The organism is Mycobacteroides sp. CBMA 271 (genome assembly GCF_009729205.1).
In the GTDB taxonomy this organism is placed as follows: Bacteria; Actinomycetota; Actinomycetes; order Mycobacteriales; family Mycobacteriaceae; genus Mycobacterium.
In genome coordinates this window covers 503,330-518,173 of the sequence record NZ_VTHB01000001.1, presented here as the reverse complement: position 1 = coordinate 518,173, position 14,844 = coordinate 503,330, and the positions used below count along the sequence as shown (strand labels likewise).

At 63.8% G+C, this 14,844-nt stretch carries 16 protein-coding genes; 13 read left to right on the top strand and 3 right to left on the bottom strand.

Annotated elements, in window-relative coordinates; translation table 11 throughout:
* Positions 1-167: 167 nt before the first annotated feature.
* Positions 168-398 carry a WhiB family transcriptional regulator gene (locus tag FZI91_RS23625; RefSeq protein WP_162525768.1) on the top strand — a complete coding sequence of 77 codons (231 nt, stop codon included), beginning with the start codon at positions 168-170 and terminating at the stop codon, positions 396-398.
* A gap of 27 nt (positions 399-425) precedes the next feature.
* On the opposite strand, the gene FZI91_RS02565 is transcribed toward FZI91_RS23625, so the two are convergent.
* Positions 426-935, bottom strand: a complete 510-nt coding sequence (locus tag FZI91_RS02565; RefSeq protein ID WP_155937083.1) for a metallopeptidase family protein — start codon at positions 933-935, stop codon at positions 426-428.
* A 145-nt stretch (positions 936-1,080) separates the two neighbouring features.
* Between FZI91_RS02565 and FZI91_RS02560 the strand changes: the two genes are divergently transcribed.
* From FZI91_RS02560 to FZI91_RS02505, 12 genes are all read left to right on the top strand, one after another.
* Entirely contained in the window at positions 1,081-1,491 is a 411-nt protein-coding gene (locus FZI91_RS02560) for a DUF3499 domain-containing protein (protein WP_162525733.1), read from the top strand.
* A gap of 220 nt (positions 1,492-1,711) precedes the next feature.
* Positions 1,712-3,112 (top strand): phosphomannomutase/phosphoglucomutase, encoded by a 1,401-nt coding sequence (locus FZI91_RS02555; RefSeq protein ID WP_155937081.1) that lies wholly within the window; start codon positions 1,712-1,714, stop codon positions 3,110-3,112.
* A complete protein-coding gene (locus FZI91_RS02550) occupies positions 3,112-4,179 on the top strand; it encodes a TobH protein (RefSeq protein WP_155937080.1) in 1,068 nt (355 codons plus the stop codon). Before FZI91_RS02555 ends, FZI91_RS02550 begins: the two co-directional genes overlap by 1 nt.
* Positions 4,176-5,393 (top strand): mannose-6-phosphate isomerase, class I, encoded by a 1,218-nt coding sequence (gene manA, locus FZI91_RS02545; RefSeq protein ID WP_162525734.1) that lies wholly within the window; start codon positions 4,176-4,178, stop codon positions 5,391-5,393. The genes FZI91_RS02550 and manA overlap by 4 nt, the downstream gene beginning before the upstream one ends.
* A gap of 32 nt (positions 5,394-5,425) precedes the next feature.
* Positions 5,426-6,349: a cation diffusion facilitator family transporter gene (locus FZI91_RS02540; RefSeq protein WP_155937079.1), complete on the top strand. Its 924-nt coding sequence runs from the start codon at positions 5,426-5,428 to the stop codon at positions 6,347-6,349.
* Positions 6,350-6,403: 54 nt separating this feature from the next.
* Positions 6,404-7,882, top strand: coding sequence for an amino acid permease (locus tag FZI91_RS02535; protein ID WP_155937078.1), 1,479 nt, complete (start codon positions 6,404-6,406; stop codon positions 7,880-7,882).
* Between the two features lie 207 nt (positions 7,883-8,089).
* Entirely contained in the window at positions 8,090-9,322 is a 1,233-nt protein-coding gene (locus FZI91_RS02530) for an alkane 1-monooxygenase (RefSeq protein WP_155937077.1), read from the top strand.
* Position 9,323: 1 nt separating this feature from the next.
* The gene (locus FZI91_RS02525) at positions 9,324-9,500 is read left to right on the top strand and encodes a rubredoxin (RefSeq protein ID WP_155937076.1); all 177 of its coding nucleotides are present in this window, start codon (positions 9,324-9,326) and stop codon (positions 9,498-9,500) included.
* The gene (locus FZI91_RS02520) at positions 9,497-9,682 is read left to right on the top strand and encodes a rubredoxin (RefSeq protein WP_155937075.1); all 186 of its coding nucleotides are present in this window, start codon (positions 9,497-9,499) and stop codon (positions 9,680-9,682) included. Before FZI91_RS02525 ends, FZI91_RS02520 begins: the two co-directional genes overlap by 4 nt.
* 122 nt (positions 9,683-9,804) lie before the next feature.
* Positions 9,805-10,398 carry a TetR family transcriptional regulator gene (locus FZI91_RS02515; protein ID WP_162525770.1) on the top strand — a complete coding sequence of 198 codons (594 nt, stop codon included), beginning with the start codon at positions 9,805-9,807 and terminating at the stop codon, positions 10,396-10,398.
* A gap of 136 nt (positions 10,399-10,534) precedes the next feature.
* Positions 10,535-11,995, top strand: a complete 1,461-nt coding sequence (gene ahcY / locus FZI91_RS02510) for an adenosylhomocysteinase (RefSeq protein ID WP_155937074.1) — start codon at positions 10,535-10,537, stop codon at positions 11,993-11,995.
* Positions 11,996-12,060: 65 nt separating this feature from the next.
* Entirely contained in the window at positions 12,061-12,699 is a 639-nt protein-coding gene (locus FZI91_RS02505) for a dTMP kinase (RefSeq protein WP_162525735.1), read from the top strand.
* Between the two features lie 57 nt (positions 12,700-12,756).
* Here FZI91_RS02505 and FZI91_RS02500 read toward each other — a convergent pair whose 3' ends face one another.
* Positions 12,757-13,833 carry a magnesium and cobalt transport protein CorA gene (locus FZI91_RS02500; RefSeq protein WP_239001677.1) on the bottom strand — a complete coding sequence of 359 codons (1,077 nt, stop codon included), beginning with the start codon at positions 13,831-13,833 and terminating at the stop codon, positions 12,757-12,759.
* Positions 13,834-13,905: 72 nt separating this feature from the next.
* The gene (locus FZI91_RS02495; RefSeq protein WP_155937072.1) at positions 13,906-14,628 is read right to left on the bottom strand and encodes an MgtC/SapB family protein; all 723 of its coding nucleotides are present in this window, start codon (positions 14,626-14,628) and stop codon (positions 13,906-13,908) included.
* Positions 14,629-14,844 lie beyond the last annotated feature (216 nt).

The following is a 14,844-nucleotide window of genomic DNA, read 5'->3' as shown; positions in this document are numbered from 1 at the left end:
GGCACGATGACTGCGAGTGGGAATGGTGAGGAGGCGGGACGATGCTGTACGGACGCAATGAATTAGGCGTACACGACGAGCTGAGTTCCGGCGTTGGCACGGGTGCGACGGGCTTTCCGCCCGCACGTCCGCATCTAACGTTGGTACAGAACGATTTTGACGCGCTGATGGCAGTTGCTGACGATCAGTGGCAGGAGAAAGCGCTCTGCGCACAGACCGATCCCGAGGCGTTCTTCCCCGAGAAGGGCGGATCGACTCGTGAGGCCAAGCGCATCTGCCAGGGCTGCGAGGTCAAGGACGAATGCCTTGAATCCGCGCTGGCCAATGACGAGCGGTTCGGCATCTGGGGTGGGCTGTCCGAGCGTGAGCGCCGTCGTCTGAAGCGGGGCATCATCTAGCTAGGCGTTTGTGCTCGACCGGGCGGTTTAGTCGCCTTCCTCGGTGATGGTCGGGTCGATCACCGAGGGCTCCACCCCTAAGTGGGTGGCAACCTGCGCGACCAGCAGATCGTGCAGCAGATCCGACAGGTCTCCAGATTTCTTCGCGCGTAGTTCGATCGGCTTGCGAAACAGCACGATCCGCGCCCGGGTGGTATTGCCCCGGGTGTCCACTCCCGCAGGAATCAGTCTTGCCAGCGGTATCGGTCCGTCCGCGATTACCTCCGGCGGCCATTGCACCGACTCGGGATCCTTGGGCTGGATGCGTGGAATTTCGTCGACTGCGACGTCCAACCCCTCCAATCGCGCCTGCCAGGCCCGTTCGATGGGTTCGTAAGCCTCCAGTACCGCCATGTCGAAGCGTTCCGCGCGTGTACGCCATCCGGGAACGGTCGGTGGCAGGAGGGGACCGCGGAAATCGCGCCCCCGCCGGGAGCCCTGTGAGCCCGGTGAACTTGATCCGGCAGCCGACCCGCCGCGGCGTCCGTCGCGTGACATGGTTCCGAATGGTATGCGGAAATTGGGGAGGGTGGGACTGCTGTGGCGGACGAATCACAACGAGCAGGTCACCGGAGGGTCTCGCCCCGGTGACTAGGCGTGTCTGCGGGTCGGAACGTGTTTGCGCACGATAGCCTCAACGTTTGTGAGAGCCCCCCGTCGTTGCTGTCGGCCAGGGTGCCCGAATTTCGCCGTGGCGACGTTGACGTTCGTCTATGCGGATTCGACGGCCGTGGTCGGGCCGCTGTCCACAACCAGCGAGCCGCATTCGTGGGACCTGTGCGCGCAACACGCGAGCCGAATCACCGCGCCCCGCGGGTGGGAATTGGTCCGCTATAGCGGACCCTTGCCGTCGAACCCCGAGGATGACGACCTGGTCGCGCTGGCCGACGCGGTGCGCGAACCTACTGGCGTCAGGGTCGCTGCGGCGGGTTTCAGCGAGCCGATCCTCGATGTGGGCTCGCCTGCCGCGGCTGCTGCCCCCAGGCCAGTGCATCCGGCTCCGGTCGGTCGACGGCGTGGACACCTTCGGGTTCTCCCTGATCCCGCCGAGTGAGGCTCGCCCGAACGAGCGTGTGCAGCGAGTGAGGCTAGTCCGAACGAGCATTCGTGCCGAGTGAGGCTAGTGCGGTGAGATTCTGTACCGTCTCGCCGGACGTTTCTCGCTCGGGCGAGCCTCGCTCGGTGGACGTTCACGTTCGGTGAGCGCCGACCACTAGTCTGGTCTGCGATACCGAACACCTTCCTCTCAACAGATCACTAGGAGTGTCCTCGTCATGGCCCGGTCCGTCGACGCTGTCCACGCCGTCATCAAGGCGTATGACGTCCGTGGCCTACTGGGTGAACAGATCGACGAGTCCTTTGTCTTCGATGTGGGCGCCTCTTTTGCGCGGCTAGTCAAAGCCGAGCAGACCATCGCCGGCGCGCAGCTGCGGATCGTGGTGGGGCGCGACATGCGGGACTCGTCGCCGAGCCTGGCTCAGGCATTCACCGACGGCGTCACTGCCCAGGGTGTCGATGTCGTGCAGATCGGGCTTGCCTCCACCGACCAGCTGTATTTCGCATCCGGATTGTTGGATTGCCCGGGGGCCATGTTCACCGCCAGCCATAACCCGGCCGCGTACAACGGAATCAAGTTGTGCCGTGCGGGCGCCAAGCCCGTGGGTAAGGACACCGGTCTGGCCATCATCAGCGATGAGTTGATCAGGGGCGTGCCGGCATACGACGGAGCGAAGGGCGCCGTCGCCGTGCGCGATGTGCTCGCCGAGTACGGCGAGTTCCTGCGCTCGCTGGTTACGTTGAGTGGGGCGCGCCCACTTCGGGTGGCGGTGGACGCCGGTAACGGCATGGCCGGACACACCACGCCGGCGGTGCTCGGTGCGATTTCGTCGATCGCGTTGGCGCCCTTGTACTTCGAGCTTGATGGCAACTTCCCTAATCACGAGGCCAATCCGCTTGACCCGGAGAATTTGCGCGATTTGCAGGCCTTCGTCTGCGCCGAACGCGCCGATATCGGGCTCGCCTTCGACGGCGATGCCGACCGCTGTTTCGTGGTCGACGAGCGTGGTCGCGCCGTGTCGCCCTCCGCGGTCACCGCTTTGGTGGCGCGCAGGGAACTGGAGCGCGAGATCGGTGGCACCATCATCCACAACCTGATCACCTCGCGTGCCGTTCCGGAGCTCGTGGTCGAGCACGGTGGCACGCCGGTGCGGTCGCGGGTGGGGCACTCGTACATCAAGGCGCTGATGGCCGAGACCGGAGCGATCTTCGGCGGAGAGCACTCAGCCCACTACTACTTCCGGGATTTCTGGGGAGCCGACTCCGGCATGCTCGCGGCATTGCATGTGCTCGCCGCGCTCAGCGAGCAGGACCGGCCGCTCTCGGATCTGATGGCCGATTACGAGCGCTACGCGTCGTCGGGCGAGATCAACTTCCGCGTTGCGAATGCCAAGGCATGCATCGATGACGTCCTGAAATCATTTGATACACAGATTGTTTCCATTGATCATCTGGATGGCGTCACCGTCGACGTCGGCTCCGGAACGTGGTTCAACCTGCGCACGTCTAACACCGAGCCGTTGCTGCGTCTCAATGTCGAGGCTCGTACTGAGGAAGAGGTGGCGGGCGTGGTCACGCGTGTCACCGAGTTGGTCGGCCGTAGCGCGGCCGTGACCTGATGAACGCCACCATCGACCTGGACGACGCCGAGGGGCTGTTGGCGGCCGACCGGGATGGCTCGCTCGAGGCCGCGTCCATGGCCGGTTCGCAGGTGCGTGCCGTGGGTACCGCCGTCGCCGAAGGCGCACTAGCCAACCTGCGATCGGATGATCGATCGCGCGCCGTCGTGTGGGTCGCGGGCAGGGGCACCGCCGCCACTGCGGGGGCGATTCTGGCTGGGGCTTTTTCCGACACGGTGAGTCTTCCGTTTGTCACTGCCACGCGGGCGCCGGTGTGGATCGGCCCGCTGGACGTCATGGTGGTGGCCGGTGACGATGCCGGCGACCCTGCGCTGAGTGCTGCGGTATCGGTGGGTACTCGCCGGGGCGCTCGGGTGGTGATCGCGGCTCCCGATGAGGGACCATTGGCGGATTCGGGTGCGGGTCGGGCGATTTCGTTGGCACCGCGATTGCGTGTGCCGGATACGTTCAGCCTGGCGCACAATCTTGCGGTGGGCGCCGCGGTGCTGGGCGTGGTCGACAGGACCGTCGCGGCCGATGTCATGACCATCGCCGACGAGGTGGACGGTGAGGTGTCCCGGAACACCGTGGGGCGGGAAGTCTTCACCAACGCCGCCAAGGCGATCGCGGCGCGTTTGACCGGTGGTCCCGCCGTGCTGTGTGGGGATCGTTCTGCCACGCTGGCGCTGGCTGAGCATGCGGCATCGACCTTGCTGCGACTGACGCAGCGCACAGCCACGGCCTGCGGCCTGTCGCAGGCATTGTCCGCGGTGCGGGATGCATTGTCGGGCAGAGGTTCCGAGTCGTCATCGCTGTTCCATGACGAGTTCATCGATGGTCCGCGCGGCGAGGGGCCGCCGCGGATACTGGCACTGGCCACCGCGGGTGACTTCGAGACGGTCGCGGCGCGGATCGAGGGTGTCGACGACGCAGAGCTGGTGAGCACCACCGACCTTGGTGAGGTGGCAGCGCGACCATCGGAGCTGGCGCAGTTGATGATGCTTGCGACACGATTCGAAATGGCCTCGGTCTACGCCCGGCTTGGTGGGGGGAGATCCGGGCTGTGAATCTGCTCAGGGGGGCGATCAGAACCTACGCCTGGGGTTCGCGAACGGCCATCGCCGAGTTCACCGGACGCCGTACGCCCACACCGCATCCGGAGGCCGAGCTGTGGCTGGGAGCGCATCCGGCCGACCCGGCCTACCTGGAAACCGCCACTGGTGCACAGTCATTGCTCGACGTGGTGGCCGCGGATCCGGCGGGGCAGTTGGGGTCGGCGTCGGTGGCGGAGTTCGGCGATCAGCTGCCGTTTCTGCTGAAGGTGCTGGCCGCCGACGAGCCGCTGTCGCTGCAGGCACACCCCAGCGCGGAGCAGGCGGCCGACGGATACGCACGTGAGGAAGCGGCGGGCGTGCCTCTTAACTCTCCAGTGCGCAACTACCGCGATCGGAATCACAAGCCGGAACTGGTTGTGGCACTGGACCGTTTCGAAGCATTGGCAGGTTTTCGCAACCCGGCCGATACGGTCGAGCTGTTTCGTGCCTTGAACGTTGACGAGCTGACGCCGTACGTGAATCTGCTGGACGGCCAATCCGATGCCGACGGCTTGCGGGCCCTGTTCACCACCTGGATAACACTTCCGCAGCCGAGCCTGGATCAGCTGGTGCCTGCCGTGTTGGACGGTGCGGTGCGGTACCTGTCCTCGGATGACGGGCGTTTTGTCGCCGAGGCGCGCACGCTGCTGGAATTGGGTGAGCGCTACCCCGCAGACGCCGGGGTGCTTGCCTCTCTTTTGTTGAATCGGCTCACCCTGGAACCGGGGGAGGGGATCTATCTGCCTGCCGGGAACCTGCACGCGTATCTGCGTGGTCTGGCGGTAGAGATCATGGCCAACTCCGACAACGTATTGCGCGGTGGACTGACTCCGAAACACGTCGACGTACCCGAATTGCTTCGGGTGCTGGATTTTTCACCGGCCAGCCAGAAGCATCTGCACGTCGAGACGGTCACCGACGACGGGGAGACGTGGTATCGCACTCCCGCCAAGGAGTTCGCCCTGTCCCGGTTCGATCTCGTGGACGGCGAGCGCACACCGGTGGGGGTCAAGGGGCCGCGGATACTGCTGTGCACCCAGGGCCGCGTCGAGCTGGACGGCGCGGAGACGGACCTCGCAGTACATGCCGGGCAGTCGGTTTGGGTGCCGGCCGACGGCGGAAGTGTCACGCTGATCGGGCAGTCTGATGCCCGGGTGTTCATCGCAACGGTCGACGCGGACGCGTAGCGATCTTCGGGGCGGGAAAAGAAGGAGAGTCGATGTCGGCAGGCGGTAGTAAGAAGGCGATCATTGCGGCACTGGCAGCCAATGCCGGTATCGCCGTGGCTAAATTCGTCGGCTTCTTGATCACCGGGAGTTCCTCGATGCTGGCCGAGGCTGTGCACTCGGTGGCGGACACCTCGAACCAGGGCCTACTGCTGTACGGGCAGCGTGCCGCGAGCAAGGAAGCAGATCGCCTGCACCCGTTTGGATATGGGCGCAGCCGGTACTTCTACTCCTTCATTGTTGCGCTGGTGCTGTTTACGCTCGGGTCGGTCTTCGCCCTGTACGAGGGGTACCACAAGATTCATGCCCCCGAGCATCTGTCGTCTCCGATTGTGGCGATCGTCATCCTGGTGGTGGCGATCGGACTGGAGGGGTACAGCTTCCGCACGGCCTTCGTGGAGTCCCAGCCGCTGAAGGGCACAGCCAGCTGGTGGCAGTTCATCCGCAACTCGCGCAACCCGGAACTACCGGTGGTGCTGCTGGAGGACACCGGCGCGCTGCTGGGTCTGGTGCTGGCCTTGACGGGCGTCGGTATGACGGTGGTGACAGGCGACCCGGTGTGGGACGGCATCGGCACCATGGCGATCGGCGTGCTGCTGGGCGTCATCGCGATCGTCCTGATGGTCGAGATGAAGAGCCTGCTGATCGGCGAGGGCGCTACCGCGGCACAGGAACGGGCGATCCTGGACGCGCTTACCGGCACCGATCACGTCGAGCGGGTAATCCATTGCCGTACCCAGTATCTGGGGCCCGAGGAGCTATTGGTCGCGGCGAAGATCGCGATCTCGCCTAACGCCGACCTGCCGCGGGTCGCCGCCACCATCGACGGCGCGGAGCAGCGGGTGCGGGAGGCGGTTCCGATCGCGAAGGTGATTTACCTCGAGCCGGATCTGGACCGGTCGACCGCAAATTCTTAGCCAGAGGCGTGTGATCAACCGTCGTGAGCACGGGGGTTGTGCGAGACTGCCGTAATGCCGGGTAGCGGATTGTGGCGTACCAAGTCTGTCGAACAGTCGATCGCGGATACCGACGAGCCGGAGACCAAGCTCCGTAGAGACCTAACCTGGTGGGACCTTACCGTTTTCGGCGTCTCGGTGGTCATCGGAGCCGGAATCTTCACCGTCACCGCATCGACGGCGGCCAATATCACCGGACCGGCGATCTCGCTGTCCTTCGTCATGGCGGCGATTGGCTGCGGCCTGGCCGCGATGTGCTACGCCGAGTTCGCGTCGACGATTCCGGTCGCGGGGAGCGCATATACCTTCTCTTACGCGACGTTCGGCGAGTTCGCCGCGTGGATCTTAGGGTGGGATCTGATTCTGGAGTTCTCGGTCGGCGCGGCGACCGTGGCCAAGGGTTGGTCGAAGTACCTCGTTGAAGTGTTCAATTTACCCAGCGCGACAGTGCATTTGGGTCCAGTGCGGTTGGACTGGGGAGCGCTGCTGATCGTCGCAGTGCTGACGCTGCTGTTGGCCATCGGAACGAAGTTATCTGCGCGCGTCAGCGCGATCATCACTGCGGTCAAGGTCGCGGTGGTGCTGCTGGTGATCGTCGTTGGGGCGTTCTTTATCAAGGCTTCGAACTACTCGCCATATATTCCGCCACCGGAAACCGGTGACAGCTCGGGCGGGAGTTGGTTGAACCAAACGCTGTTCTCGTTCCTGGCCGGCGGTCCCGGGGGCCACTACGGGTTGTTCGGTGTGCTGGCCGGCGCGTCCATCGTGTTCTTCGCCTTCATTGGCTTCGATGTGGTCGCCACGACAGCGGAGGAGACACGCAATCCACAGAAGGATGTACCGCGCGGGATCCTTGGCTCTTTGGTGATCGTCACGGTTCTCTATGTCGCCGTCACCGTCGTTCTGTCAGGCATGGTCAAGTACACCGAGTTGCGTGCCGCCGACGAACACCCCACGCTGTCGACCGCTTTCCGCCTGAATCACGTGGAGTGGGCGGCAACCGTGATTGGGGTGGGTGCGTTGGCCGGCCTGACCACCGTTGTCATGGTGCTGATGCTCGGTCAGATTCGGGTCATCTTCGCGATGTGTCGCGACGGCCTGCTCCCACGCCAGCTAGCCAAGACGGGGGAGCGAGGGACGCCGGCGCGCATCACACTGCTCGTGGGGGCGTTGGTGGCGATTGCCGCGGCGTTCTTCCCGATTGGGCGCCTCGAGGAGGTGGTGAACGCCGGCACGCTTTTCGCCTTCATCCTGGTGTCGGCCGGCGTCATTGTGCTGCGCAGATCGCGACCTGACCTGCCACGGGCCTTCAAGGCGCCGGGGGTGCCGTGGCTTCCCGTGTTGGCGATCTTGGCGTGCGGGTGGCTGATGCTGAACCTCGCGGTGCTGACGTGGGTGGTGGCGCTGAGCTGGATCGCGGTCGGCGTCGTCGTCTACTTCGCCTACAGCCGGCAGCATTCGGTGCTGGGGCAGCGTGTAGCCGTCGAGCAGTAGCTCCCCTTCCGCGCCAACGTGCGCGTCTCACGCACCCGTCTCGGCAGATAAGTCGAAAACCGTAGCCTCGGCGACCGCTGAGTGACGCGTGCCACCAGTCACTTTACAAATCATGGTTATTTGTCTAGACCGCAGACGAAATATGGTCTATCGTCAAGTCTGTTCGGTGACGCACCTCACGCATATTTCAACCGAGGAGAAGTGACGATGACGTCCAACCTGGAAACTGGCCCAGCGCAGCCCACCTCGCAGTGGCGCGACCGCAAGCGCTACATGTGGCTCTACGGGATGATCCCGCCCACCGCGATCCTCATCGCGACAGCGCTGGTCTACGTGATGAACCAGCTCGGCTGGCAGCAGTTCTCGCCAATTTTTTTCTGGATTGGCCCGCTGCTGGTGTACTTGATCCTGCCGCTCCTGGACCTGAACTTCGGCGCCGATGGTGAGAACGCGCCCGATGAGGTGATGGAGGCGCTGGAGAACGACAAGTACTACCGGTACTGCACCTACATCTTCATCCCGTTCCAGTATGCGAGCTTCTTCCTGGGCGCCTACTACTTCACCGCCACCGACCTGAGTTGGATCGGGTTCGACAATGGCATCAGCTGGATCTCCAAGCTGGGTATCGCGTTGTCGATCGGGGTACTTGGCGGCGTCGGTATCAACACCGCCCACGAAATGGGGCACAAGAAGGACGAATTGGAGCGTTGGCTCTCGAAAATCACGCTGGCGCAGACGTTCTACGGACACTTCTACATCGAGCACAACCGTGGACACCACGTGCGCGTCGCGACTCCCGAAGATCCGGCCAGCTCGAGATTCGGTGAGACGTTCTGGGGCTTCTGGCCGCGCAGCGTGTGGGGCTCTTTGAAGTCCTCGTGGAATTTGGAGGCCACCCGCATGAAGCGGCTGAATCGCTTTGTGCTGCACCCGAGTAACGATGTAGTCAACGCCTGGCTGATGACGGTGGTGCTGTTTGGGGTCACTATCGCGATCTTCGGAACCGCGGTCATTCCGTACCTCATCATTCAAGCGATCTACGGCTTCACCTTCCTGGAGACGGTGAACTATCTGGAGCACTACGGTCTGATGCGGCAGAAGGTGGCAGGTGGGCGCTACGAACGGTGCAGCCCGGCACACAGCTGGAACTCCGATCACCTGGTGACCAACATCTTCCTGTACCACCTGCAGCGGCACAGCGATCACCATGCCAACCCCACGCGGCGCTACCAAACCCTGCGCAGCATGGACGGAGCGCCGAACCTGCCCAGTGGGTACGCGACGATGCTGACACTGGCCTACTTCCCACCGCTGTGGCGCAAGATCATGGACCAGCGCGTGCTGGATCACTACGACGGTGACATCACCAAGGTGAACATTCAGCCGAGCAAGCGCACAAAGATCCTGGCCAAGTACGGCGTGACGGAAGGTGCGGCCTGACATGTCCCAGTACCGTTGCCCCGTATGTCAGTACGTGTACGACGAGAGCACGGGAGCGCCTCGCGAGGGGTTCCCGGCCGGGACGGCGTGGTCGGAGATTCCCGATGACTGGTGCTGCCCCGATTGTGGCGTACGTGAGAAGTTGGACTTCGAAGCCTTACAAGGAGCGGATTCATGAGCGACGACTACAAGCTGTTCGAATGTATGCAGTGCGGATTCCAGTACGACGAAGCGGTGGGCTGGCCCGAGGACGGTTTCGGTCCCGGCACGCGCTGGGATGACATTCCCGACGACTGGAGCTGCCCCGACTGCGGCGCCGCCAAGGCCGATTTCGTGATGGTGGAGATCGCGCGGCCATGACAGCTGGTCTTCGCGCGAGCGGCTCATCCGCGACAGCCGGTCTTCGCGCAAGCGCCTCATCCGCGACTGCCACGTTGACGGGGCCGGTGACGGCTGCGAGGCTCCCCGGTGTGACGTCACGAGTGCCGTATGCCGAGGCCGCGCGGGCGCTGCTCCGCGAGTCGGTGCTCGATGCGCTGGGGGACCTTCTGCGACAACAGGACTGGTCGGCGGTGACGATGTCCGCGGTGGCCCGCCGGGCGGGAGTCAGCCGTCAGACGCTGTACAACGAGTTCGGTTCCAGGCAGGGGCTGGCTCAGGGGTATGCCCTGCGGCTGGCCCTGCGGCTGGCCGGTTCCGTCAACGATGCGATCTACGCGAACGTCGGTGATATCCATGGTGCGTTGCATCAGGGCTTCGCTGCCTTCTTCGCCGAGAGCGCCGCGGACCCCATGGTCGTTTCGCTGATTACCGGTGAGGCCAAGCCCGAGCTCATGCGCCTCGTGACGGTGGATAGCGCATTGATCGTGCTGCCGGCCTCGGCCCGGCTCACCGAGTCGTTCATGAACAGCTGGGTCGCGGCCAGTCAGGAGGACGCCGCGATCCTGGCGAGGTCGATTGTCCGGCTGGCGATCAGCTATGTGTCGATGCCGCCGGAGTCGGATCATGATGTGGCGCTCGATATGGCACGGCTACTGTCCCCATTTGTGGTGGCCAACGCCAATCTCGCTACCTGATCTCACTACGGTTGTTGGTCTTCGCCCGGGCGGCTCATCCATGAGTCCCTCGCACGCGCTAACCTGGTGGCGGACCCGTATGTGTCAGTTTCATTGACATTCGGGAAATACTCAAAAAGACGCGAATGAGGTGGCGATGACCGAGCTGGTGGCCGACGTACGCAACGGCATTGATTTCAAGGTGGCCGATCTTTCCGAGGCCGAGTTCGGCCGCAAGGAGATCCGGCTTGCCGAGCACGAGATGCCGGGCCTCATGGCGCTGCGCCGCGAGTACGCGGATGTGTTGCCGCTCAAGGGCGCTCGCATCTCCGGCTCGCTGCACATGACGATCCAGACCGCGGTGTTGATCGAGACCCTCGTGGCGCTCGGCGCCGAGGTGCGCTGGGCGTCGTGCAACATCTTCTCCACCCAGGACCACGCGGCTGCTGCCATCGTCGTCGGCCCCCACGGGACCCCCGAGGAGCCGCAGGGCACTCCCGTCTTCGCCTGGAAGGGCGAGACGCTGGAGGAGTACTGGTGGGCCGCTGAGCAGATGCTCACCTGGCCGAACGAACCCGCCAACATGATCCTCGACGACGGCGGCGACGCCACCACGCTGGTGCTGCGCGGTGCACAGTACGAGAAGGCCGGCGTGGTGCCGCCCGAGGACGAGAACGACTCGGCGGAATGGAAGGTCTTCCTGAGCCTCTGCCGTAAGCGGTTCGAGACCGACAAAGACAAGTGGACCAAGATCGCCGCATCGGTCCAGGGCGTCACCGAGGAGACCACCACTGGTGTGCTGCGTCTGTACCAGTTCGCTGCCGCGGGTGAGCTGGTGTTCCCGGCCATCAACGTCAACGACTCGGTGACCAAGAGCAAGTTCGACAACAAGTACGGCACCCGGCACTCGCTGGTCGACGGCATCAACCGTGGCACCGATGTGTTGATCGGTGGCAAGAAGGTGCTGATCTGCGGCTACGGCGATGTCGGCAAGGGTTGCGCCGAGTCGCTCGCCGGGCAGGGAGCCCGCGTGCAAGTCACCGAGATCGATCCCATCAACGCGCTGCAGGCGTTGATGGACGGGTTTGACGTCGTGACCGTCGAGCAGGCGATCGGCAATGCCGACATCGTGGTTACCGCAACCGGCAACTTCGACATCATCCTGCTCGACCACATGAAGGCCATGAAGGACCAGGCGATCCTGGGCAACATCGGCCACTTCGACAACGAGATCGATATGGCCGCCTTAGAGAAGTCGGGCGCTACCCGCCTGAACATCAAGCCGCAGGTGGACCTGTGGACCTTCGGTGACTCAGGCAAGTCGATCATCGTGCTGTCCGAGGGGCGTCTGCTCAACCTGGGTAACGCCACGGGTCACCCGTCGTTCGTGATGAGCAACAGCTTCTCCAACCAGGTGATCGCGCAGATCGAGCTGTGGACCAAGAACGACGAGTACGACAACGAGGTCTACCGCCTCGCCAAGCACCTGGACGAGAAGGTGGCCAAGATCCACGTCGAGGCTCTCGGCGGAACGCTGACCAAGCTCAGCAAGGACCAGGCCGAGTACATCGGTGTGGACGTGGACGGCCCGTTCAAGCCGGAGCACTACCGCTACTGATTCTCCACACGTCACAAGGCCCTCGGCACTCCGGTGTCGGGGGCCTTTGCGTAGGCTGACCAGCCGTGGGCCAGCTGATTGCGATCGAGGGTGTCGACGGCGCGGGCAAGCGCACGCTTACCGAGGCGCTGATGAAGCGGTGCGCCGCCCAGGGATTATCGGTTGCGACGCTGGCCTTCCCGCGCTACGGACGCTCGGTGCACGCTGATCTTGCGGCCGAATCGCTCAAAGGCGGGCACGGCGATGTGGTGTCCTCCGCGTACGCGATGGGGCTGCTGTTCGCGTTGGATCGCCGTGACGCCGTTGATGAGCTCGGCGAGCTGTCCGCCTCCCGCGACCTGGTGATCCTGGATCGTTGGGTGGCCTCCAATGCCGCATACGGTGCGGCGCGGCTGCATCAGGACGCTGACGGCGACATGGCCCAGTGGGTGTACGCGCTCGAATACGAACGCTTCGAATTGCCGCACCCCGATTGGCAAGTGTTCCTGAATGTTTCGCCGGAGGTCGCCCAGCAGCGGGCCCGCCGGCGTGAGCAGCAGGAGAGTGACCGCACCCGCGATACGTATGAGCGCGACGGAGATCTGCAGGCCCGGGTGTCCGCGGCATACGCCGATTTGGCGCAACGGAACTGGGGTGGACCGTGGGTGGTCACCGACGGCAGCGATCCAGAGGCGCTCGCCTCGTCACTTCTTCGTCGAGAGTGAAGCTGTTGCGGGAAATCGGCTGAAAGTCCGCAACAGCTTCACTCTCGGCGAAGAAGGTCACAGCCAGTTGCGGCCCTTGAAGATCGTGTACAAGCCGACGCAGGTCAGCACCATCAGCCCGAGCGCGAACGGGTACCCGTAGTTCCACACCAACTCCGGCATGTTGTTGAAGTTCATGCCGTAGACGGTGCCGATCAGCGTGGGGGCGAACAGGATCGCCGCCCACGCCGACACCTTCTTGATCTCCTCATTCTGCTGATACGCCGTCTCGGCAAGCTTGCGCATCGCCACGTTCTGTTCCTGAGTCACCAGGGTGGAATGCACCGTCAGGATGTTGTCCAACAGCTGCCGGAAACCGTCGGCCCGCTCCACCACAATGGTGGCGTGGTCGGTGACGTCGCGCAGATAGCTGCGCAGCTCCTCGTTCGAGTTGTACTTCGAGAAGCCCGTCGACAGGCTGTTGAGCATGGCCAACAACGGTTTGGTGGCGCGCTGAAACTCGATCACCTCGCGCGACAGGTTGTAGATACGCTGCGACACATTGGGATCGCCGCTGAATACCTCGGTCTCGATTTCGTCGATATCGTTCTGCAGGCCGGCGATGACGGGTGCATACCCGTCCACTACGGCATCGCAGATGGCATACAGCACCGCTTCGGGCCCGAGTCGGAGCAGCTCGGGGTGGCTTTCCATGCGGGCCCGCACCGCCGACAGGTCAGGGGACTCGGCGTGGCGGACAGTGAGAACGAAGTTCCTGCCGCAGAACACGTGCAGCTCACCGAAATCGACACGCTCGGTGCGGTCCACGTAGCGCGCCGCGCGCAACACCACGAATAGCGTGTTGCCGTAGCGCTCAAGCTTCGGGCGCTGGTGCGCGTCGATAGCATCCTCGACAGCTAGCGGATGCAGGCCGAATTCATCTGCAGCTGCAAGCAATTGGTCGTCATTGGGGCGGTACAGGCCTATCCACGCCATCGACGAGTCGTCGGGCAGGCTGTTGAGCGCATCGGCCAGGGTTTTGGTGGTGCTGATCTTGACGCCGTCGCGGTACACCGAGCTGTTGACGATGCTCGCCTCAACCGAGCAGGCGGGGAGGCCGTGGCCGTGTTCATTCACGTCACGGTGCACCGCCATGAATTCCTCGGGTGACGGCGTCCGTTTGAGGGCACTCCTGCGAATTGAAATCATCGGATCTCCTTTGGGCCCTTACCATTCACTGGCTTCCGCCCCTTCCTCGCGGTCGACGTGCCAGCGCACCGATGAGACGGCGGGCTCCATGCTCAGCCGGCTCACCGCGGACTCCAAGAGGGAGTCGTTGCGCTCCGCCGTGCTCAGCTTCGCCACCACCCGCACGTGCTTGCCGTCCTCGACGTCATAGGACCGCACCGATTGCAGCGCGAACTCGGGCCTGCTCACGGCCTGCACGGTGAGCGCCCGGATATGTGCCTCGGTCTCGTCGGTGGTGGTGACCTCGAACAGGTACTCCGCGGGGTTAGTTTCGCGACCGATGGCCGGTTGACGATCGAGCAGGTGGCCAAGCGGTCGCAACAGCACGTTGGCCAGCACGATTGCCGCCGTGCCAATGATGGCCACGTCATACATCCCTCCGCCCGCCAGGGCGCCGACTGCGGCGGTCGCCCACATGGTGGCGGCGGTGTTCAGCCCGGTGATGTTGGCGCCCTGCTTCATGATCACGCCGGCGCCCAGGAAGCCGATACCTGAAACAATTTGCGCGGCAACGCGAGTTGGATCAGCGCCGGGACCATGAAAGCTGTAGGCGCCCATGATGACGAACAGCGTCGCGCCCAGGCACACCAGTGCGTTGGTGCGCAAGCCCGCATTTTTGGCGCGCCACTGCCGCTCGATTCCGATGGCGCAGCCTAGGGCAAATCCCAGGGCTACGCGGATGATGACATCCCAATGACTCATGACGGGGCCTGTTCTCTCGCAGTGACTTCGAGGTACACACAAATCGGTGCAACAAGAGCGCCTTCGAGCGCGACCCGGGTCTGCGTTAGAAGGCGCTGTGGATACTCGGAGGTTGACTATCGGACATAGTCGCGTCACCTCCTAGTCGTGGGCGCAAAGCGCACATGAACCACTGCTGAACAAGCGTCACCATTAAACACCCGTCACCAGCGACCG

Excerpts from the sequence above, each read along its gene's own strand:
- FZI91_RS23625 (WP_162525768.1), top strand. The coding sequence starts at position 168 with ATGGCAGTTGCTGACGATCAGTGGCAGGAGAAAGCGCTCTGCGCACAG.
- FZI91_RS02565 (WP_155937083.1), bottom strand. The coding sequence starts at position 935 with ATGTCACGCGACGGACGCCGCGGCGGGTCGGCTGCCGGATCAAGTTCA.
- FZI91_RS02555 (WP_155937081.1), top strand. The coding sequence starts at position 1,712 with ATGGCCCGGTCCGTCGACGCTGTCCACGCCGTCATCAAGGCGTATGAC.
- FZI91_RS02550 (WP_155937080.1), top strand. The coding sequence starts at position 3,112 with ATGAACGCCACCATCGACCTGGACGACGCCGAGGGGCTGTTGGCGGCC.
- FZI91_RS02540 (WP_155937079.1), top strand. The coding sequence starts at position 5,426 with ATGTCGGCAGGCGGTAGTAAGAAGGCGATCATTGCGGCACTGGCAGCC.
- FZI91_RS02535 (WP_155937078.1), top strand. The coding sequence starts at position 6,404 with ATGCCGGGTAGCGGATTGTGGCGTACCAAGTCTGTCGAACAGTCGATC.
- FZI91_RS02530 (WP_155937077.1), top strand. The coding sequence starts at position 8,090 with ATGACGTCCAACCTGGAAACTGGCCCAGCGCAGCCCACCTCGCAGTGG.
- FZI91_RS02525 (WP_155937076.1), top strand. The coding sequence starts at position 9,324 with ATGTCCCAGTACCGTTGCCCCGTATGTCAGTACGTGTACGACGAGAGC.
- FZI91_RS02520 (WP_155937075.1), top strand. The coding sequence starts at position 9,497 with ATGAGCGACGACTACAAGCTGTTCGAATGTATGCAGTGCGGATTCCAG.
- ahcY (WP_155937074.1), top strand. The coding sequence starts at position 10,535 with ATGACCGAGCTGGTGGCCGACGTACGCAACGGCATTGATTTCAAGGTG.
- FZI91_RS02500 (WP_239001677.1), bottom strand. The coding sequence starts at position 13,833 with ATGGCGGTGCACCGTGACGTGAATGAACACGGCCACGGCCTCCCCGCC.
- FZI91_RS02495 (WP_155937072.1), bottom strand. The coding sequence starts at position 14,628 with ATGAGTCATTGGGATGTCATCATCCGCGTAGCCCTGGGATTTGCCCTA.